The 20,927-nt window shown below is 41.2% G+C and carries 20 protein-coding genes and 1 other RNA gene; 10 read left to right on the forward strand and 11 right to left on the reverse strand.

The window, feature by feature from the left end; all coding sequences use genetic code 11:
* Positions 1 to 22 precede the first annotated feature (22 nt).
* Complete coding sequence (locus AN391_RS03885; RefSeq protein WP_055014184.1) at positions 23 to 913, forward strand: LysR family transcriptional regulator; 891 nt, start codon at positions 23 to 25, stop codon at positions 911 to 913.
* Here AN391_RS03885 and AN391_RS03890 read toward each other — a convergent pair.
* A complete protein-coding gene (locus AN391_RS03890) occupies positions 910 to 1,872 on the reverse strand; it encodes a YihY/virulence factor BrkB family protein (RefSeq protein ID WP_055014185.1) in 963 nt (320 codons plus the stop codon). The genes AN391_RS03885 and AN391_RS03890 overlap by 4 nt on opposite strands.
* 130 nt (positions 1,873 to 2,002) lie before the next feature.
* Between AN391_RS03890 and AN391_RS03895 the strand changes: the two genes are divergently transcribed.
* The 5 genes from AN391_RS03895 (at position 2,003) to AN391_RS03915 (ending at position 9,417) form a co-directional block, all read left to right on the forward strand.
* Positions 2,003 to 3,073 (forward strand): mechanosensitive ion channel family protein, encoded by a 1,071-nt coding sequence (locus AN391_RS03895; RefSeq protein ID WP_055014278.1) that lies wholly within the window; start codon positions 2,003 to 2,005, stop codon positions 3,071 to 3,073.
* 526 nt (positions 3,074 to 3,599) lie between these two features.
* Positions 3,600 to 4,871: a dicarboxylate/amino acid:cation symporter gene (locus AN391_RS03900; protein WP_055014186.1), complete on the forward strand. Its 1,272-nt coding sequence runs from the start codon at positions 3,600 to 3,602 to the stop codon at positions 4,869 to 4,871.
* A gap of 33 nt (positions 4,872 to 4,904) precedes the next feature.
* Positions 4,905 to 5,966 carry a putative porin gene (locus AN391_RS03905; RefSeq protein WP_055014187.1) on the forward strand — a complete coding sequence of 354 codons (1,062 nt, stop codon included), beginning with the start codon at positions 4,905 to 4,907 and terminating at the stop codon, positions 5,964 to 5,966.
* A gap of 392 nt (positions 5,967 to 6,358) precedes the next feature.
* The gene (locus AN391_RS03910; RefSeq protein WP_055014188.1) at positions 6,359 to 8,008 is read left to right on the forward strand and encodes a transporter substrate-binding domain-containing protein; all 1,650 of its coding nucleotides are present in this window, start codon (positions 6,359 to 6,361) and stop codon (positions 8,006 to 8,008) included.
* Positions 8,005 to 9,417: a sigma-54 dependent transcriptional regulator gene (locus AN391_RS03915; RefSeq protein WP_055014189.1), complete on the forward strand. Its 1,413-nt coding sequence runs from the start codon at positions 8,005 to 8,007 to the stop codon at positions 9,415 to 9,417. Before AN391_RS03910 ends, AN391_RS03915 begins: the two co-directional genes overlap by 4 nt.
* 75 nt (positions 9,418 to 9,492) lie before the next feature.
* On the opposite strand, the gene rnpB is transcribed toward AN391_RS03915, so the two are convergent.
* Both rnpB and rsmI read right to left on the reverse strand, forming a co-directional pair.
* Positions 9,493 to 9,871: RNase P RNA component class A (gene rnpB / locus AN391_RS04450), an RNA gene on the reverse strand.
* 43 nt (positions 9,872 to 9,914) lie between these two features.
* Complete coding sequence (gene rsmI, locus AN391_RS03920; RefSeq protein ID WP_055014190.1) at positions 9,915 to 10,772, reverse strand: 16S rRNA (cytidine(1402)-2'-O)-methyltransferase; 858 nt, start codon at positions 10,770 to 10,772, stop codon at positions 9,915 to 9,917.
* A gap of 61 nt (positions 10,773 to 10,833) precedes the next feature.
* Between rsmI and AN391_RS03925 the strand changes: the two genes are divergently transcribed.
* From AN391_RS03925 to dolP, 4 genes are all read left to right on the forward strand, one after another.
* Positions 10,834 to 12,717 (forward strand): penicillin-binding protein activator, encoded by a 1,884-nt coding sequence (locus tag AN391_RS03925; protein WP_055014191.1) that lies wholly within the window; start codon positions 10,834 to 10,836, stop codon positions 12,715 to 12,717.
* 12 nt (positions 12,718 to 12,729) lie between these two features.
* A complete protein-coding gene (locus AN391_RS03930) occupies positions 12,730 to 13,101 on the forward strand; it encodes a YraN family protein (RefSeq protein ID WP_055014192.1) in 372 nt (123 codons plus the stop codon).
* Between the two features lie 70 nt (positions 13,102 to 13,171).
* Positions 13,172 to 13,765 (forward strand): SIS domain-containing protein, encoded by a 594-nt coding sequence (locus tag AN391_RS03935; protein ID WP_055014193.1) that lies wholly within the window; start codon positions 13,172 to 13,174, stop codon positions 13,763 to 13,765.
* Positions 13,758 to 14,324, forward strand: a complete 567-nt coding sequence (gene dolP, locus AN391_RS03940; RefSeq protein WP_004589110.1) for a division/outer membrane stress-associated lipid-binding lipoprotein — start codon at positions 13,758 to 13,760, stop codon at positions 14,322 to 14,324. The genes AN391_RS03935 and dolP overlap by 8 nt, the downstream gene beginning before the upstream one ends.
* A gap of 49 nt (positions 14,325 to 14,373) precedes the next feature.
* On the opposite strand, the gene AN391_RS03945 is transcribed toward dolP, so the two are convergent.
* The 8 genes from AN391_RS03945 to zapE all read right to left on the reverse strand — a co-directional run bounded on the left by AN391_RS03945 (position 14,374) and on the right by zapE (position 20,884).
* Entirely contained in the window at positions 14,374 to 14,814 is a 441-nt protein-coding gene (locus AN391_RS03945) for a ClpXP protease specificity-enhancing factor (protein WP_055014194.1), read from the reverse strand.
* Positions 14,814 to 15,440 carry a stringent starvation protein SspA gene (gene sspA, locus AN391_RS03950; RefSeq protein WP_055014195.1) on the reverse strand — a complete coding sequence of 209 codons (627 nt, stop codon included), beginning with the start codon at positions 15,438 to 15,440 and terminating at the stop codon, positions 14,814 to 14,816. The genes AN391_RS03945 and sspA overlap by 1 nt, the downstream gene beginning before the upstream one ends.
* Positions 15,441 to 15,520: 80 nt before the next feature.
* Complete coding sequence (locus AN391_RS03955) at positions 15,521 to 16,270, reverse strand: cytochrome c1 (protein WP_055014196.1); 750 nt, start codon at positions 16,268 to 16,270, stop codon at positions 15,521 to 15,523.
* Complete coding sequence (locus AN391_RS03960; protein WP_055014197.1) at positions 16,267 to 17,532, reverse strand: cytochrome b N-terminal domain-containing protein; 1,266 nt, start codon at positions 17,530 to 17,532, stop codon at positions 16,267 to 16,269. The genes AN391_RS03955 and AN391_RS03960 overlap by 4 nt, the downstream gene beginning before the upstream one ends.
* Positions 17,532 to 18,122: a ubiquinol-cytochrome c reductase iron-sulfur subunit gene (gene petA, locus AN391_RS03965; RefSeq protein ID WP_055014198.1), complete on the reverse strand. Its 591-nt coding sequence runs from the start codon at positions 18,120 to 18,122 to the stop codon at positions 17,532 to 17,534. Before petA ends, AN391_RS03960 begins: the two co-directional genes overlap by 1 nt.
* Positions 18,123 to 18,677: 555 nt before the next feature.
* The gene (gene rpsI / locus AN391_RS03970) at positions 18,678 to 19,070 is read right to left on the reverse strand and encodes a 30S ribosomal protein S9 (protein WP_024600778.1); all 393 of its coding nucleotides are present in this window, start codon (positions 19,068 to 19,070) and stop codon (positions 18,678 to 18,680) included.
* Positions 19,071 to 19,078: 8 nt separating this feature from the next.
* The gene (gene rplM / locus AN391_RS03975; RefSeq protein WP_004589103.1) at positions 19,079 to 19,507 is read right to left on the reverse strand and encodes a 50S ribosomal protein L13; all 429 of its coding nucleotides are present in this window, start codon (positions 19,505 to 19,507) and stop codon (positions 19,079 to 19,081) included.
* A 288-nt stretch (positions 19,508 to 19,795) separates the two neighbouring features.
* Entirely contained in the window at positions 19,796 to 20,884 is a 1,089-nt protein-coding gene (gene zapE, locus AN391_RS03980; RefSeq protein ID WP_055014199.1) for a cell division protein ZapE, read from the reverse strand.
* Between the last annotated feature and the right edge of the window lie 43 nt (positions 20,885 to 20,927).

Here is a 20,927-nt window from a genome sequence, read left to right on the forward strand (position 1 = left end):
GTAAGTAGTAACAAGGTTTAAAATGGCAAAGGCAACACTCGAGCAATGGAGAATGTTTAAAGCTGTTGTAGAACATGGTGGATTTGCTGGTGCTAGCACCGCAGTATTTAAAAGCCAATCAACCGTGCACCATGCAGTACAAAAGTTAGAATCTGCATTACAAGTAAAGTTGCTTGAAGTAAAAGGCCGTAAAGCGTATTTAACCGATAACGGTAAGCTTATATTACGCCGCGCCGAGTTTTTAATAGACGAAGCCAGTAAAATAGAGTCGGTTGCCGCAACGTTGAGCGAAGGCATTGAAAGCACATTAAAAATAGCGGTAGATGAAGTGTTTCCGCAGCATTTATTGTATCAAGCGCTACGCCATATTAATGAGCAATACCCACTGGTAAAAATAGAATTAATAGAGAGCGTACTTAACGGCGCAAACGAATTACTTACAAATGCAGTGGTCGACCTAGCTATAACCTCTATTGCGCTTTATGGTATTAATTGCCATAGCCTGTGCGATATAGAATTTATTGCTGTTGCGCACCCTGACCACCCCTTACATCAGCGCACTGAGCCTCTAACCTTCAGAGAGCTTAAATTACACAGGCAAATAGTTGTTCGCGATTCAGCCACTCTCACCAGCCACGACGATGGCTGGCTTGGCGCTGATATGCGCTGGACAGTAAGCCACTTACGTAACTCTATCGATATGGTTAGCCAAAACTTTGGTTATGCGTGGTTGCCTAGTGCGCAGATTCAACCCTACCTTAAAAACAATACACTTAAGCCCCTTAATTTAGAGCAAGGAACAACCCGCTTCCTAAAGCTTTACTTAATGTGCAACGACAGTGACCGTTTAGGTCCTGTTGGCCAAGCATTTACTCAGCATTTAATAAGCTTGTGTAATAACAAACACAACTAAGAGTTTGTTGGTTCATCTACATCAAGGTGATCAGCTACATAGGCGCCGCGTTTACCGCGTTCTTTAGCGGGGCCTTTGGTACTATCTTTCGCTGTTTGTTGTTCGGTTGCCGCATTGATTACCGCCCCAAGCGTAATAATATAGGCACTTATATAAAGCCACATTAGCATAATCACTACCCCACCTAACGAACCATAGGTTTCGTTGTAGCTTGCAAAGTGAGAGACATAAAACGAAAAACCAATTGAGGCTAAAATCCATAATACAGTCGCAATACAAGAGCCAAGAGTGATCCACCGCCATTTAGCGGGTTTTCTGTGTGGTGCATAGCGATACAAAAGCACCAATGCAAAGTTAAACATAAAGGCGAGTAATGGCCACGATATTAACTTTATTAGTAAGTCTATACTTTCTTTTAAGCCTACCAAATTAAGTACTATGGGCAAAATACCTATAATTAGCAAAGCAAAAATAGCCACTAAAATAGCCCCTACCGAAAATAAAAAACGCACAACTTGAGCATGAAAAAATGAGCGTTTTTCATATTCATGATAACTAATATTACACGCCGTAATCAGCGCCTGACTGCCTTTGGAGCTACTCCATATAGTTAGAATAAGTGTACCAATTGCACTTAAGCTTAAACTGGCGTTAGAGGTTTGAGCTAAGCTCGAGACCTGCGATAAAATTAAATCGCTGGTGCTTTGTGGTAATAAGGTAACTATTTTACTCAAGTGTTCACTAATATCGGTGGGCGATGAAAAGTACGCATACACAGAAACCATGGCAGCAATAGCAGGAAAAATGGCAAGCAAGGCATAAAATGCAACGCCCGCTGCAACCAACGATAAGTTATCTTGGCTCATTTGCTTAAAAATGCGTTTGGCTATGTCCCACCAGCCGACAACTGGAATGTGTACTGGTTGCTCGGCATGTTGCCCTCGTTTTGCTTTGCTCATCATCTACTCCTTTTTAGCCTATTATTGAGCAAAAAGTCTGCCAAGCTGCACGCTTAACATTGGTACTAAAATTGCTGATTGTAAGATTATTACAAATTTTAGGTAAATCCCCATGAACAGCCCTATAACCATGCTAATTGCACTGAACACCACGGCTGTTAATGCCTTAAACACCGAACAAAACGTGCTAAGTTGGCAGTATTTATATAGCCAATGCTTGCAATTACTTCACGCAACAGCGCAAATATTACCCACTCTTTTATTAGGTTTTATTCTTTTAACTCTTAGCTACTTTGTTGCAAGTCCATTGTCTAAGCTATTAGTAAAGCCACTTCATTATATGACCGACAGTAAACTTGTACACCTTGTGGCCAAACGCGGTATTAGTATTTTAATTTTATTACTGGGTGTGTATTTATTTTTACGTTTAGCAGGGCTGACCGAATTTGCTATTGCCATTATGAGCGGTACCGGGTTAATAGGCTTAATATTAGGCTTTGCCTTTAGAGACATAGCAGAGAACTTTATTGCTAGTTTACTATTGAGCGTACAGCGGCCATTTAAAATAGACGATGTAATAGAGGTAGATGGCCGCTTAGGGGTGGTTAAAAAGGTCACAGCCCGCGCAACCACCTTAGTTGATTACGATGGCAACCATATACAAATACCTAATGCCACGGTTTACAAAAATACCATAAAAAACCTAACAGCAAATCCAAAAATGCGTGCAAAGGTGGTGATTGGTATAGGTTACGATAACGATATTCGTTATTGCCAAACACTCGCACTTGAAATCGCTAACAAGCAAACGGGTGTGCTTAGTGAGCCACCAGCCCAAGTACTGATTAACAATTTAGGCAGTTCAACAATTAACTTTAATCTATTTTTTTGGGTTAACAGCGAACAGCATAGCCCTTTAAAAGTGGCCTCGCAGTTAATGCGTGAGCTTGTAACCGAGTTTACTAATCAAAGCATTAGCATGCCTGATGATGCACGTGAGCGTATTTTACTCAGTACACCCGATGAGAGTGATACACAAAAGCCCACCAGCAAAACTGAGCAGCCTTCAACTGCTCAGCAAACCACTAAACAGCTGCAACAACAAAATGAAACCCTTGATGATGTAAGTAGCGATACCGACGAAATTCGCGACCAAGCTGAAAAGTCGCGCGATCCTGAACAGGGTAAAAATATTATCTAAGTTCAAGGTACAAGAAAAAATACAGCCATAAATAGCCTATTTATAACTTAATAATGTTTTAAACTCTTTCAAAATGAGAAATATGATTAATTAATGCAGGGAGTATAACTTTTGCTATATCAATAACAAAAGTTATACACCAATCAACCCATTGATTTTAAACGAGTTATTTATAAACCATCATTTAAGCCGCCTTTAACCCGCCTTTCATTATTAATAATTATTCAAAAAGTTATATTAACAAACCACCAACTTAAAACAATAAAATCAATAACATTCAATACGTTATTAACAAAACAGTGCTTGGCATTATTAATGCAATAACAATAATCTAACAACTTTAGAGCTTAATTATGCACGTGTACAAACAACCCCTATCTAAAAAGGCTAACGAGCGCTTACCCATATCATTGCAAGTCCCTTGTATGACCTGTGCACGTACCTGTGCGGTAAGCGTATACGCGTTGACGTCCTAAGCAAAAGTTAAATAGCTCCCACTAAAATTATAAATAATTGGAATAACATTATGACCAGTACAACAAGTATTAATAACAACGAGCCTAAAAAAATGGCGCTCTGGCTAAAAATACTCATAGGTATGATAACGGGTATTATTGCCGGCATGCTGCTTGGCAATAATGCTGAATATATAAAACCCCTTGGCCAGCTATTTATTAGCGCCATAAAAATGTTAATTGTTCCTCTTATATTTTGCTCATTAATTGTTGGCGTTACCTCAATGAAAGACACCACCAAAATGGGTCGTATTGGTGTTAAATCAATCGTATTTTATTTAGCCACCACCGCCGTAGCTATTTCGATTGGTTTAGGCCTTGGGCTGTTGTTTGAACCTGGCGCAGGCTTAAATATGGTTGCAACCACTGTGGCTGATGCTAAACCTAGCCCTACCCTAGTAGACACCATTGTCGGTTTAGTACCTAAAAACCCTGTAGGCTCACTCGCTTCAGGTAATATATTACAAATTATTGTGTTTGCGTTGAGCTTAGGCATTGCTTTAAACCTAATTGGTGAAAAAGGCGAACCCGCTAGCAAAATGTTTGAAAGCCTAGCCGATGCAATGTACAAGTTAACTGAGCTTGTAATGAAGCTAGCGCCATACGGTGTATTTGCATTAATGGCGTGGGTATCTGGCAAATACGGTCTGGATGTATTACTACCACTTATAAAGGTAATTGGCTTAGTGTACCTAGGCTGCATTATTCACGTTTTAGTGTTGGGGGGCGGCTTTGTAGGCCTACTAGGTAAGCTTAATCCACAGCGTTTTTATAAAGGTATTATTGAAGCGCAAATTATTGCTTTTACTACCACAAGTAGCTCAGGTACCTTACCTGCCAGCATTAAATGCGCCACCCAAAACTTAGGTGTATCGCGTACTGTATCAAGCTTTGTACTGCCAGTAGGCGCCACTATTAACATGGATGGCACCGCTTTATACCAAGGTGTGTTAGCGCTGTTTATTGCCCAAGCCTTTGGTATTGACCTCACCACAACAGATTACTTAACCATTATTGCTACGGCCACTTTAGCCTCTGTGGGCACCGCCGGTGTACCCGGCGCTGGCCTTATTATGCTTTCACTTGTACTAACTACCGTTGGCTTACCTCTTGAAGGCATTGCAATAGTTGCAGGTATTGACCGAATTTTAGATATGGCGCGCACCACCATAAATGTAACAGGCGACTTAATGGTTACTTTATTAATTGGCAAAAGCGAAGGCGAGCTTAACGAAACCCTTTACAACCAAAACAACACAGCGGCTCAACCCGCTAAGCAATAACCCTCGTTTTAGTAATTTTATAGAGAACAAACCATGACTAGTAAACTGATATATTTACCCGTTGCACTAGGTGTTATTGCCTTAGCTAAACCTGCTCATGCAGATATTACAATTGAAGGTTTAAATGGCCTTGAAGCCGTTAAACTATTTGGCGATATGCGTATGCGTTTTGAGCGCACCGAAGGCGATACAATTGACTCAACAAGCCGCGCTCGTTTGCGTGCCCGTTTTGGCATTAAATACGCGGCGACCGAAAACTGGTCAGCACAAATGCGCTTTAGAACAACCTCAAGCCAGCACGATTCAACCCACCAAACCTTTGGCATCACCGATACCAGCGATAACGATGACTTTGGATTAGACCGCGCCTTTATGAAATACACAGGCCTTAGTAACACCCAAGTATATATTGGTAAAGCGGCCCCCGTTTATATGCACTCATCAGAGCTACTTTTTCGTGACGATATAGCGCTCGAAGGTGTACAAGCAAATTGGAGTAACAACGCGTTTAGTGTTAATGCAGGGCACATCATCCTTGAAGAAAATGTTGATAATGGCGAAGGCAAACGCGATGCCAGCTGGCAACAGCTTCAAGGTGTATACGCTACTGAATTTAATAACGTAAAAGTGAAAGCAGGTATTGGCGGCATTTTTGTAAGTGCCTCCGATACGGCGTACGCCAGTGCTGAGTCAGGGCTTGATGATGACCAAGCGGGTAACGTAATGACCTACAACCTTGATGTACGCTATGGCCCAGTGCGCTTTGCAGCCGATTACTACACCAGTGAAGCCGACACTGAAAACACCGCCTATACCGTACACGCACGCTATCAAATAAATAAAGAGGTTGGCCTGCGATTTTATGTGCTACGTACCGAAGCCTATGCATTACCGATGAACGGCGCGTTTACGCAAACCAATACGCCGGGCTCGTACACCAATATTAAAGGCACACGCGTACAACTAGATTATAAAATTGCAGATAACTTAAATGCCGATTTAAGGTGGTACAGCGTGGATAATATTAATAACGATTTACCTACAAACAACAATGGCCGCGATCGCATTCAAGTAAATCTAAACATGAAGTTTTAAGCGCTCTCTCCCAACCAAATAAAAGCGATTTAATAGCTGTTATTAAATCGCTTTTATTTTTAGCAGTAAAAAGACATAACCTACCTAGTTAGCATCAAAACTCATGGATAACTTATTTTTAGTTACCTTATAATGCAAATAAATAAGACCTAAAATCATGCCAAATTCGTTAGTACCTAATTTATATAAAATTAAAATACAGACTATAGTCCCTCTCCGCCAAATAAAAATAACCATTTTGCAGCTGTAAAAGGAACATACACACCATTTTTTTGTATTGCTTACACAATTAACTAACGGACCTAACACAACTAAAAATGCAGAGGTTTACACACTTGCTCAACAAACAAAACGCTTGGTTTTATGTTCTAAAAATAGCGCTACTAAGCCTGATGGCGATCAATAGCGTAAGCAGTTTAGCGCAGACTAATTTAACTGAGCCTAAACAAATTATAGTGGGCGGCGATTTTAACTACCCACCCTATGAGTTTATTAACGAAGATGGCGAGCTTACAGGTTATAACGTAGAGCTTAGCCAAGAAATAGCGGCGGTAATGGGGCTTAATATAAAAATAAAGCTGATGCCTTGGGCCGAAATAAGAGCCGAGTTTGACCGCGGAAATGTAGATATTTTACAAGGTATGGCCGCCACACCCGAGCGCACAGACCTATATAAATTTAGCCCGCATACCTTTGTGAACCACTCTATTTTTGCGCGTGACAATAGCCCTAAAATTACCAATTACACAGAGCTTGAAGGCTTTCGAGTGATTGTTCAAAATAATGGCTCAGCTTTTGATATGCTAAAAGACTCTGGCCTAAAAATAACACTAATACCCGTTGAAACGCACGCCGATGCTCTGCGCTTGCTTGCCTCTGGGCGCTATGATTTTGCTGTAGTTTCAAACTTACCTGGTTTGTATTTAAGTAAAAAACTAGGGCTATCAAATATTACGGCTATTTCTAGCCTAGAAAGAAACAGGCTTTATGGTTATGCCACTAAAACCGCAGATGAAGCACTGTTATCGCAATTTACTCAAGGTTTAGCTATTTTAAAAAATACCGGTCGCCAGCAAGAAATTTACGACAAATGGTTTGGCCCGTTAAACGTGTCGCCGTGGTCAAAAGCTGGGGTAATCGCAGGTATATGTGTAGTGGTGCTGCTACTCATTAGTATCGTGGTGATAATATGGAACAAAGCACTGCGTAAAAAAGTAGAAAGCCGTACCAAAGCGCTACAAGCGCAGCAGTTACAGCTACTTCATGCAGATAAAATGGCCTCCTTAGGGGTGTTGGTTTCGGGAGTGGCCCATGAAATTAATAACCCGTGTAGCATTTTAACTTTGAATTTTCCGTTTATAAAAGAAGCCTTTGAAGATGCAACAGACATACTCGATGAGCACCAAGCACGCCAAGGCGACTTTCTTATTGCGGGTGTAAGCTACCCACGTTTTAAACAAATGTTACCAGAAATTTTAGACGATATGCACATCGCCAGTAACAAAGTAAAAGGCATAGTAGAGGATTTAAAAAGCTTTGCGGTAAAAGGTGAAACATCACACGAAAAAACAGAGCAATTAGATTTAAACTTACTAACAAACCGCTCTATTCGCTTAGTTACAAACCAAATTAAAAACGCTACAAACCACTTAGAGGTTAACCTAGCCAATTCGCTACCTTTGTTTAAAGGCAGCGGCAGTCGCATCGAACAGGTAATCGTTAATTTGATTTTAAATGCTTGCCAAGCGCTTGAAGATAAATCGCAAAAAATCATTATCACCAGCTATTTCCATACTAAACACAATCACGTTGTGCTGAGCATTGAAGATCAAGGTGTAGGTATTGATCAACAGCACTTAATTAAGCTTACCGATCCGTTTTATACCACCAAACGGCAATCCGGTGGCACCGGTTTAGGGCTGTCTGTATCAGCTGGGATCGTGGCGGATCACCAAGGCCAACTCACCTTTAAATCAACGCTCGGTAAAGGCACAAAAGTAAAGCTTTCACTACCCTTATTACAACACGAGAGTGAACTATGAATACTAATTTATACCCTAGTTTTGAGGTCCTTATTTGTGATGACGACAACAGCTTTCTACGAAGCATATCGTTTGCAATAGAGCGCTACTGCGGCATTAACAACATTGTACAATGTAACGATAGCCGCGATGTAATAGCCAAACTAAACCAAGGAAATATTCGTGTTGTATTGCTTGATTTAAACATGCCACATATCAGTGGTGATGAGCTTATAGCGCAAATTACCGAGCTTTTTCCACACATTTCGGTGGTGATCATCAGTGGCATTAATCAAGTAGAAGCCGCTGTAAAATGTATAAAATTAGGCGCTTATGGTTACCATGTAAAAACAGAAGATCCCGAACGCCTAAGTAATAGCATAATGCAGGTGGTGCGTTTTCAAGAGCTAAACTTAGAAAACCAAGCCATGCGTGGCTACCTACTAGAAAATCAAACAAGCCTGGATCCTGCGTTTTCTAAAATTATTAGTGTGGATCATCAAATGCATTCGGTGTTTAATTACATCCAATCTATATCAAACAGCCAGCAGCCTATTTTAATTACCGGCGAAAGTGGCGTAGGCAAAGAGCTCATAGCCAGAGCAATTCACGAAACCAGCGGTTGCAGTGGTGAGCTTGTGTGTGTAAACGTAGCCGGCCTTGATGATAACTTGTTTTCGGATACCTTATTTGGCCACAAAAAAGGCGCGTTTACAGGCGCAGAGCAAGCCCGTAAAGGGATGATAGAACGTGCATCAGGCGGGATATTATTTCTTGATGAAATTGGCGATTTAAACCTCGCCTCACAAGTAAAGTTATTAAGGCTTTTGCAAGAAGGCGAATATTACCCAGTAGGCAGCGATACACCAAAACGCATTAATGCGCGCATTATTGCAGCCACTCACCAAAACTTACTCACTAAAAAAGAAAATGGCGAATTTAGAAACGACTTATACTACCGTTTAAAAATTCATCATGTGAATATTCCACCACTTAGGGAGCGCAAACAAGACATCCCTTTACTGCTAGAGCATTTTTTAACGCTTGCCGCACAAGAATTTAATAAACCGATGGCAAGTATTCCAAAAGAATTATTAATTTTACTCGAAAACTATACATTCCCTGGCAATATCAGAGAGCTGCGCGCCATGGCCTTTGATGCAATGAGCACCCACCAAAGCGGCGCACTATCTATGAAAGCGTTTGAAAGCGTACGCAGCGCCGTGCCTGCATTAGATATGCATGCCCAGCTTTCAAAACCGCTGTTTGAGTCGTCATCCACTTTGCCTACACTAAAACAAGCGGCAGAGTTATTAGTCGCAGAGGCAATGAAGCGCGCTAACTCAAACCAATCATTAGCAGCCCAGTTGCTTGGTATATCGCAACCAGCACTCAGTAAGCGACTTAAAAAAGGCCAGCCAGAACCTTAAAAAACAACACAATACTTAATCAAATTTTAGGCACAAAAAAGCCCGCAGCGTTAACTGCGGGCTGTTTTGTTGAATGAGTGAGTTAGCCATATAAGCCGGGTTCTGTCCTTTCCGAAGAAAGTGATAATCATTCGTCTAGGCCATAAATCGCTCTATGGCTCAAGCAACCTACCCGGTTCTCACGTGGGCCACGCGTTCATTATTTAAAATGATAGAACCCTATTTGGTCTTGCTCCGAGTGGAGTTTACCTTGCAACCGACTATTACTAGCGGCCCGGTGCGCTCTTACCGCACCCTTTCACCCTTACCAACCCGAAAGTTGGCGGTCTCCTCTCTGCTGCACTTGTCGTGGACTCACGCCCCCCAGCCGTTAGCTGGCACTCTGCCCTGTGGAGCCCGGACTTTCCTCCCCCTGATCATTTTCGTCACAGGCAGCGATTATCTTGGCTAACTCGGCGCGCAGTATACATGAGCTGCGCCTTGTACGCAGTAAAGATTTACGCTTTTTCGTCAATAATTGTTTTATACAGGGCGTTTTTCTTCATTCCAAAGTATTCTGCAACAATTCCACAGGCTTTTTTCATCGGCATTTCGCTTTCAAGTAGCGCCAGCATTTTACGCGCCTCGGGTGGGATATCGTCCACAAGCTTAGGTTTGCCTGGCAACATTAAAACAATTTCGCCACGTTGCTTAGTGGGATCATCAGTTAAAAATTGCTTAAGCTCACTCACTGTGCCGTTAAAAAAGGTTTCAAAGGTTTTGGTTAGCTCTTTTGCAAATACCACTTGTTGCTCATTACCAAGTGCCGCTTCTAAATCATCTAGGCTTGCCATAATACGGTGCGTACTTTCGTACATTATGCTGGTAATGCCTGAATTAACAGCCTCAATAAAAAAGTCTTGCCTTGCTTTGCTTTTAGCCGGTGTAAAGCCAATAAACTGAAAACGATCGGTTGGTAGGCCCGAGCAACACACCGCAGTAATCGCAGCACACGCACCAGGCACGGGCGTTACATGTGCGCCTTGCTCGCGGCACAAGTTTACTACGGCATAACCAGGGTCGCTTATTAGCGGCGTGCCGGCATCTGATACCAGCGCGATATTTTTGCCTTCGTTTAGCCAATCAATAATCTGCTGCGCTTTTTGTTTTTCGTTATGGTCATGTAATGCAAAGGTTTTAGCCTTTATACCAAAGTGGCTTAGCAGCTTACCGGTGTGGCGCGTGTCTTCAGCAGCGATTAAGTCAACCTGCGATAATGTCGCGATGGCACGCTGGCTTAAGTCGTCATAATTGCCAATTGGGGTGGCTACAATGTAAAGAGTGCCAATTTTCTGTGAATTCTCCTCATTTAACATTGAGGTCTCCTGCGTCAGTCAGTAATATAAGCAAATCGCGTTAACGTATTGGGAAATCATTGTGCGACTTAAACTTGTTAGTCTATTAATTATATTGTCAGGGTTATCGGCCTGTAGCACAACCGAAAAACCAACTAAAAATAGCGATAGTACTAATGCCAGTGCGAATGCGCTGCAAAATCAAGCAACCAGTGCCGATGCTATTTATAAATTAGCCTTAAACCGCACCGGTGCAGACAAAATTCAATTACTTTACAGTGCCCGAGATGCCGCAATTTCGGAGCAAAGCTGGCCATTACTTGAAAATATTTGTAATGAGCTTGAGCAAACCCCAAGCGTTGATAAAATTCAAAACCGCTTATACATTGCTTATGCGCAAAAGCAGCAAAATAAAAACGATCAAGCACTCGTTATTTTACAATCGCTCGACGGCCAACTTAAACAGCCTGAGCACTTTGCTTGGCATCAATATTTAACTGCTAGCATATATGCATCACAAAACTTTCCTAAGCGCGCTGCACCTTACTTTTTTAGGGCCTCAGAAACAGCGAATAAAAACAATATTGAAATTCCTTCATTGCAACAAGCGCTTTGGGATAACTTAACTAAGCTGTCTTCTTATGCGCTAGAGCGCTTTAATCGTGGCTCTGTTATTCAACAAGGTTGGACTAATTTAGCTTTGTACCACCAGGTATATGCAAATAGCGGTGTAGAGCTTGACCAAGCCATTAATAACTGGCGTCGCCGTTACCCAGGGCACCCTGCAGTGGCTATTTTACCAGAGCAAGATGAAGCACTAGTCAACCTAGCTCCAGTTAACATTGAGCGTTTAGCTGTACTTTTACCGCAATCAGGCGCCAATGAGCGTTTAGGTGACGCCCTTAAAGCAGGTATTTTAGCAGGGCTTGATAAGCAAACTATTAGCGATACCGTTTTTATTGATGAAAACCTCTCAACTCAAGCGTTAAACGAGCAACTAAGCCAATTTAATCCAGACTTTGTGATTGGGCCATTATTAAAAGCGAATATTGATAAACTTGCGCAAGCTAAAACACTTATCGATACGCCAACATTACACTTAAATACGTTTGATGGCGAACGACTCTCGCTGCAACACTACTTTTTTGCTTTAAACCCTGAACATGAAGTACAGCAAGCGCTGGAGCACTTTTTAGCTAAAGGTTATCAAAAGCCCATGCTATTAGCGCCTAATAATGCTAATGGTCAACGTTTGGTAGATTACTTTAATATTCAGTGGCAGCGCTATAGCGAAACCAAACCGCAAATTGGTTTTTATAACGATAACAAAGACATGCCAAACACAATTACAAGCTTGTTAGAGGTCGATAAATCTAAGCAGCGTATTAAAATGGTTAAATCTTTATTTAAACAAGAAGTAGAAAGTGAAACCCGCTCACGTAGCGATATCGATGCTATTTACATTTTAGGTGATGCCATAGAAACACGCCTGATAAAACCTTATTTAGATGTAAATGTCAGTACTTTTGCAGAGCGTATTCCATTGTACGCTAGCTCAAAAAGCCACAGTAAACAAATCGATCGTACCGACAAAGGCGATTTAGAAGGACTTTACTTTACAGAGCTGCCCTGGATGCTTAATTCAACAGTTAAACAGCATAATTTACGCAACCAATACAACACGTTGTGGCCTGAAAATGCCGATATAAGCCAGCGCTTATTTGCTATGGCTTACGATGCAGTGTCGGTGCTAAGTGATATTAGGCAGCTGAGCATAATGCCCGGCAATAAGTTTACAGGCTTAAGTGGAAAGCTTTCGGTTAATACCAGTGGGCACATAGAGCGTACGCTTGATTGGGCACAATACACAAATAGACGCATAAAAGCCGTACAACTAGAAACAAAGCAGCCCGTACCTTTATTTATGCAATCAGCCAACGAAAGCACTTCGCTTACGTTTGATTAATCTGGAGCGGCTATGTCGTGGTTTAAAGCGCTGTGGCAAAATAGCCGAGAAAAAGGCCAGTACTATGAACGCCAAGCAGAAAAATACTTAATCCGTGAGGGGCTAACGCCTATTGAGCGTAATTATTATTGCCCCTTTGGTGAGCTTGATGTGATTATGAAACACGGCGATACGCTTGTATTTGTAGAAGTTAAGTTTCGTAAAAACAATGCCAGAGGCGGTGCAAATTATGCCCTTGGTGCACAAAAACAAGCGCGATTAAAACGTACTATTTATCACTACTTGGCAGCAAAAAACTTAACTAATCAGCCTATCAGAGCCGACTATGTAGCCATTACAGGTCAAGGGGCTGGCAATATAAACTGGATTAAAAACGTACTTTAGAATTATCCACAAACAGATTAGTAAAACGTCCAGCAACATACAAAAATGACGAATAAATTATTGGTAGTCTATGCAAGATACAATTAAAGAAATTTTCACAGAGAGCATTCAAGTACAAATAGCAGCAGGCGAAGTACTGCCCAGCGCACTTGAGTCTGCGGCATTTACAATTGCACAAAGTTTAATTAATGGGAATAAACTTCTTTGCTGTGGCACAACAAACTGCCATATGTTAGCGCAGCACATAGCCGGCGTATTAGTTAATCACTACGAAACTGAGCGCCCCTGTTTACCTGCTATTGCGCTATCTCAAGAAAACATTAATTTAGGACAAAATAGCCAGGTGGATGAGCATGATACCTTTGCTCGCCAAGTACGCGCCTTTGCACAACAAGGCGACTTACTACTTGCGCTTGCCATTAATGGTAACGAAAAACATATTATTTCTGCTGTAGAGGCTGCACTTACTAAAGATATGAAGGTCATAGTGATGGTAGGTGATGACGGTGGAGAACTTGTTGGCTTATTAGGCCCTAATGATGTAGAAATTCGTACGCCTTCTAAGCGACCTAGCCGCATTATTGAATCTCACTTAGTTAACTTACATTGTTTAAGTGAACTGGTTGATTTAACTCTTTTCCCGCAGGATGAAAATTATGTTTAAACGCTCTCTTATTGTTTTAGGTACTGTTGTTTTACTGCAAGGCTGTGCAGCCGCAGTGGTTGCAGGAACAGCTGGTGCAGTAACTGCAGCAAATGATCGCCGTACAATTGGCTCTCAAATAGATGATAATAATATAGAAATTAAAGCCAGTATTGCGCTGAGTGAAGTTGAACGATTAGAAAAGTTTGCTAATGTAGACGCTATAAGCGTAAATGGCATTGTTTTATTAGTTGGGCAAGTTGCCAATCAAGAAATGAAAAACCAAGCTCAGCAAAGCATTGAGGGGCTTTCAGGTATACGTAAAATACACAATCAAATTAGGATTGGCTCTAATATTGGTATTACCACACAAACACACGACTCATGGTTAACTTCTAAAGTAAAAGCGCAGCTGCTAACAGCGAAAGATATTCCAAGTAATAATATTAAAGTAGTAACAGAAAATGCTGAAGTATTTTTAATGGGCTTAGTATCTGAGTCTGAGTCTAACCAAGCGGTTAATATTGCACGCAATGTATCGGGTGTAGAGCGCGTTATTAAAGTGTTTGAATATTTATAAAAGCACATAAAAAAAACCGCTAAATTAGCGGTTTTTTTGTATTTAAACGTTACTTAATAACGCGTAAATGCGAACCTTTTTTCTTTTCTGGCTTTTCTGGCGGCGGAGTCTCATCAATAAGTTCATCTGATGTCTCTACACTTTCAAGCTCAGGTGCAAAATCGTCTTCGTCCTCTAAAAACTCTTCTGCGGTAAAGACTGTTCCTTCGCCATTTTCACGCGCATAAATAGCAAGTACTGCACCTAAAGGCACATATACCTGCATTGGCTGCCCACCAAAGCGCGCATTAAAGCTTAGCTGCTCCATATCTAACGAAAACCCAGTTACGGCTGAAGGGCTAATATTAAGCACTATTTGGCCATCTTGTACAAACTGCGTAGGCACTTGCACTGCTGGGTAATCTGCGTCCACCACTAAATGCGGTGTGCACTCGTTATCTACGATCCAATCAAAAAAAGCACGTAATAAATAAGGACGATTAGGCGTCATTATAAACGGATCTCACGCTCTGCTTCAGTTAAAGAAGCTTGGAATGACTCACGCTCAAATAAGCGTATCATGTACTCTTTTAGCTCTTTAGCGCCAGAGCCATTAAGCTCAATACCAAGCTCTGGTAAACGCCATAATAGCGGTGCTAAGTAACAATCTACTAAGCTAAACTCTTCACTCATAAAGTAAGGTGCTTCGTTAAAGATTGGTGCAATTGCAAGTAGTGCTTCTGTTAGCTCTTTACGAGCTTGTTCAGCATCTGCAGTATTGTTATTGATTTTTTCAGCTAAGCTGTACCAATCAGTATCAATACGGTGCATCATTAAACGGCTACGACCACGCATTACCGGATAAACAGGCATTAGTGGAGGATGAGGGAAACGTTCATCAAGGTATTCCATGATGATGTTTGCCTGATATAAGCCAAGCTCACGGTCAATCAGTGTCGGTACTGTACCATAAGGGTTAATTTCGTGAAGTGCCTCTGGCAAGTTATCCTTTTCAGCCAAATGAATATCTACACTTACACCTTTTTCTGCAAGTACAATACGTACTTGGTGGCTATACATACAGTTAGCACCAGAAAAAAGGGTCATTACAGGGCGCTTATTGGCAGCTACGGCCATGCCTATACCTCCATTAAATAACTAAAACAGCAATAGGGGCTTAAGCCCCTATTGCAAAATTACCTTGTAAAATGCTCAAATTAATGAACATCTCTCCAGTATTCTTTCTTAAGCATAAATGCCAAGATAAACAGGATAACTAAAAACCCGATTACCTTAATACCTAACGCTTCTGACTCAAGGCGTGTAGGCTCACCTACATACTCTAAGAAATTCGTTAAATCACGAACAGCTTGATCGTATTCATCAACGCTTAGCTCGCCCTTACCATCTGTTTCAGTACCAACAACCTTGATGACTGTTTCACCGTGTTGTTCTACTTCTTCAGTAATAGGTGTAGGTAAACCTTGTAGCTCTTGAAGAACATGTGGCATACCTACTGATGGAAATAACGTATTATTAACACCAAACGGACGTGATTCGTCTTTGTAAAACGATTTTAAGTAAGTATAAATCCAATCACTACCGCGCACACGCGCCACATTTGTTAGATCCGGCGGAGCCGCTCCAAACCATTTTGCAGCGTCATCTTTAGTGATAGCGTTAAGAATATGACCACCTACTTTTGAACCGTCAAAAATTAGCTGCTCTTTACCAAGCTCTGTCGGAATACCAATATCGCGGAAAGTACGTTCATAACGTTGGTACTGCATTTGGTGACAACCAAGGCAGTAATTCATGAACAACTTAGCGCCGCGTTGCAAAGAAGGTTGATCAGATATATCGTTACCCGCTTCCATTAAAGGAACTGACGGCCCTGCAGCCATAACCATATTAGGCAGCAAGTTTACTGATAAAGCAAATATACCGATAATTAGCTTTTTCATCATTTCGTTAACCTCTCAGGCAATGGCTTAGTTTTTTCATTCTTACTGTATACAAATAACAGTACGAAGAACATAAAGTAAGTCACAGTACAGACTTGAGAAATTATCGTTTTCAAGTCAGTTTGTGGAGTTGCACCCACCCAACCTAAAAGAACGAAAGTTACAACAAAACCTGCAATGTTCCACTTGTGGAAGCCACAACGGTAACGAACCGATTTAACACGACCACGGTCAATCCAAGGTAACAATGCTAGTACCACTATAGACGCACCCATAGCCGCAACACCCATTAACTTGTCTGGGATAGCACGAAGGATTGCATAAAATGGCGTAAAGTACCAAACAGGGAAAATATGCTCAGGTGTTTTAAGTGGATTTGCCGCTTCAAAGTTTGGCGCTTCAAGGAAGAAACCATTCATTGCAGGCATAAAGAATACTACCCAACAAAACAAAATCAAGAAGCCAACAACACCCACAATATCTTTTACTGTGTAGTATGGGTGGAACGGTATCGCATCAACAATATCTTTCTTGCTGGTGTAATACTCATGGAATTTAAATTTAGGCTTATCTTCTTCAGCTACAGTGCCTTTTTTGCGTTTTATTTCAACACCGTCAGGGTTGTTAGAACCCACTTCGTGAAGAGCAACAATGTGTAAGAACACTAAGATAACAATAACCAATGGTAGGGCAATAACATGTAATGCAAAGAAGCGATTAAGCGTTGCACCCGATATTACGTAGTCACCACGGATCCAAAGTGTTAAGTCATCACCAATAACCGGGATAGCCCCAAATAGTGAAATAATTACCTGTGCACCCCAGAACGACATTTGTCCCCATGGTAGTAAGTAACCCATGAAGGCTTCAGCCATTAACGCTAAGAAAATAAACATACCAAATAGCCACAGTAATTCACGTGGTTTTTGGTAAGAACCGTAGATCATGCCACGGAACATATGCAGATATACAACGATAAAGAACGCAGATGCACCCGTTGAGTGTAAATAACGTAATAGCCAACCGTATTCCACATCACGCATGATGTACTCTACTGATGCAAAAGCGCCCTCAGCAGATGGAACAAAGTTCATCGTTAGCCAAATACCTGTAAGGATTTGGTTTACCAGTACTAACATAGCTAGTGAGCCAAAAAAGTACCAGAAGTTAAAGTTTTTAGGTGCTGGGTACTGTGCAATGTGCATGTTCCAAACACGTGTCATTGGGATACGGTCGTCAATCCAACCAATCAGCTTACCAAACATTAGGCTACCCCTTTTTCTTCGCCCACTAAAATAGTGGTATCATCAAGAAAAGTATAAGGTGGTATTTCTAAGTTTAATGGTGCTGGTACTGATTGAAATACTCGTCCAGCCATATCAAATTTAGAACCGTGACACGGACAGAAAAATCCATCGTCAGTGCCCTCAACTTTCTCACCAAAGTTACCTTGTAAGAAACCTGGCGAGCACCCTAAATGCGTACAAATACCCACAGCGACAAATATCTCTGGGCGTAATGAACGGTAATCATTTGTTGATGATTCTAGTTGTTGTGGCTCTTGCGATTGCGGATCACGAAGTTTACCTTCATGTTCTTTCATCTGCTCAAGCATTTTAGGGGTACGTGATACAACCCATACAGGTTTACCACGCCACTCGACACGTATTAATTGCCCTGGCTCAAGTTTGCTGATATCTACTTCTACAGGCGCACCCGCAGATTTAGCTCGCTCACTTGGATTCCAAGACGCAATAAAAGGAACAGCAGCCCCAGCCGCACCAACACCACCTACAACAGAGGTAGCTATGGTTAAAAAGCGACGTCGGCCATTGTCTACAGGCGCATTGCTCATCCACTTATCTCCACTATGATTCTCAACACTTGCTATATTGAGAACATCAGTTACAGCAGGTTAATTTTTCAAAAATTTTAAAATAGAAGCGATCATAATTAAAACCCTTGATTAAAACAAGGTTATTCACAGCCTCACGCTCGAATAACCCGACTTGATCAACAGGTTGATAAAGTAAGCTCGAGAATAAAGCCGAATGACTATAATAGCGCTTCTGTAAAAACAATATACTGACCAAGATCAACCCCACTAAGAGGAAACAGATAAACTGTACATGGTGATGTTGAACTTGCTCATACTACTTGCCAGCCAATTGTAGCAAAAAATTCCACCAATTAACTGATGGATTTACACTAATTACGATAATTATTTAACTTTTTTGCAGTGAAATGGGTATTTTTTAACTTTCGTACATTAAATACGCGGTAATTACAAAATATGATCAGCGCCTGGCCTTAAAAAAGGCGGCTGGAGGTAGGTAAGTACTTAAATTTAAATGCCAAAAACAAAAAACCCAGCATAAGCTGGGTTTTTGAATTCTTGATAACGTAAAAATTAACGTTTTGAGAACTGTGGACGCTTACGCGCTTTCTTAAGACCCACTTTCTTACGTTCAACTTTACGTGCATCACGTGTAACAAAACCTGCTTTACGAAGTTGTGGACGTAATGACTCGTCAAACTCCATAAGTGCACGAGTGATACCGTGACGGATAGCACCAGCTTGACCAGTTGTACCACCACCGGCAACGGTGATGTGAAGGTCAAATTTTTCAGTCATGTCAACAAGCTCAAGAGCTTGACGAACAACCATGCGTGCTGTTTCGCGACCAAAGTACTCTTCTAAAGAGCGCTTGTTGATTACGATGTTACCAGTGCCTGGGCGTAAGAATACGCGAGCACTTGAACTTTTACGACGACCTGTACCGTAGTATTGATTTGCCATGATAGTGCTCCTTAAATGTCTAGAACCTGAGGCTGTTGTGCAGCATGGTTGTGCTCAGTACCTGCGTAAACTTTAAGTTTACGGTACATTGCGCGGCCTAAAGGACCACGTGGCAACATGCCTTTAACAGCTTTTTCGATGATCATTTCAGGCTTTGCAGCTTGAAGTTTATCAAAAGTAGTAGACTTAAGACCACCTGGGAAACCAGTATGAGCGTAGTACACTTTATCTTTGAATTTGTTACCAGTTACAGTAACTTTCTCAGCGTTGATAACGATGATGTAATCACCAGTATCTACGTGTGGAGTGTATTCAGCTTTATGCTTACCGCGTAGGCGATGAGCGATTTCAGTAGCGATGCGACCTAAAGTTTTACCTTCAGCGTCAACTACGTACCAGTCACGTTTTACTGTTTCTGGTTTAGCAACAAACGTTTTCATTTATAAAAATCCAATGTTTTTCAATTAAAACCACAGGCAGTTATTATTAACTACCGCTCTAAGTATGCTATAACCCCTTCGAGTTTTAGACTTTAGCGCCGCTCACAAGTGGCTAAACTATATGAGGACATAGAACGCAACGTGGCAGACGCGGGAGTATACCAGCACTTAAAACACATTGCTACCGAGCGGTTGTTTTTTCCACAAGAAAATTACAAAAATTTATGTATTGATATAAAAACACAATAAAGCCGGTTAAAAGAGTTATTACGCGCTTATAAACTGGCGCTACGATAAATGCTCTTTTGCTAAATACTCTAATGACTGCATTTCTTGAAGGCGACTAATACAACGTTTAAATTCAAAGTTAAGGTTGCCCTGCGTATATAGCTCAGTAATTGGCTTTTCAGCCGAAATAATCAAGGTGACATGGCGCTCGTAAAATTCATCCACTAAGGCTATAAAGCGCCTAGCTGCATCGTCATTATTTTGCCCAAGCTGTTTTACATTAGAAAGTATAACGGTGTTATATAAACGGCTAATTTCCATGTAATCGACTTGGCTACGTGCGGTTTCGCACAATTCGCTAAATTCAAACATCACTACACACTTAGCCACTTTGCGTGTGTTGATTAAGCGCCCTTCTATTTCTATGGGTTGGTCACATTCCCCCGCCTCTGGCGAGAGTTTATCAAAATATTCAAATAAGTTTTTATCGGCTTGCTCATCTAATGGGCTGTGAAATATTTCGGCTTGCTCAAGGGTACGCAAGCGATAATCAATACCAGAGTCTACGTTTACTATTTCTGTGTTCGCTTTTACCAGTTCAATGGCCGGAATAAAACGCGCACGTTGCAGGCCGTTTTTATATAAATCATCAGGTACTATATTAGAGGTAGCGACTAATACGATATTGCGTGCAAATAATGCCTGCATTAAGCCGCCGAGTAACATGGCATCGGTAATATCTTGCACAAAAAATTCATCAAAACAGATAATGTCGGTTTCGGCTTTAAATATGTCGGCAACAATTTCTAGCGGGTTACTTTTATTATTGAGTTTTTTTAGTTCATCGTGAACTCGGTGCATAAAGCGATGAAAATGCACGCGCATTTTACGCTCACCTGGCAGTGCCTCATAAAAGGTATCGACTAGATAGGTTTTACCACGCCCTACACCGCCCCAAAAATAAAGCCCTTTTATTGACTCAGGTTCGTTTTTATTAAACAACTTTGCAAAAAAACCTTGCTGCTGCGGTTTTTTATTTGTCAGGTCATCGTATAAACGTTGTAAATGGCGCACTGCATTTTCTTGTGCTTGGTCATGTACAAAGTCATCGCGCTTAAGATCTTGCTGGTAAGTTTGCCAAGGAGTCATATCTAATTACATTTTAAACACAGTTTAATTTGCTCAGCATATT

The organism is Pseudoalteromonas sp. P1-13-1a, from assembly GCF_001401875.1.
Lineage (GTDB): Bacteria > Pseudomonadota > Gammaproteobacteria > Enterobacterales > Alteromonadaceae > Pseudoalteromonas.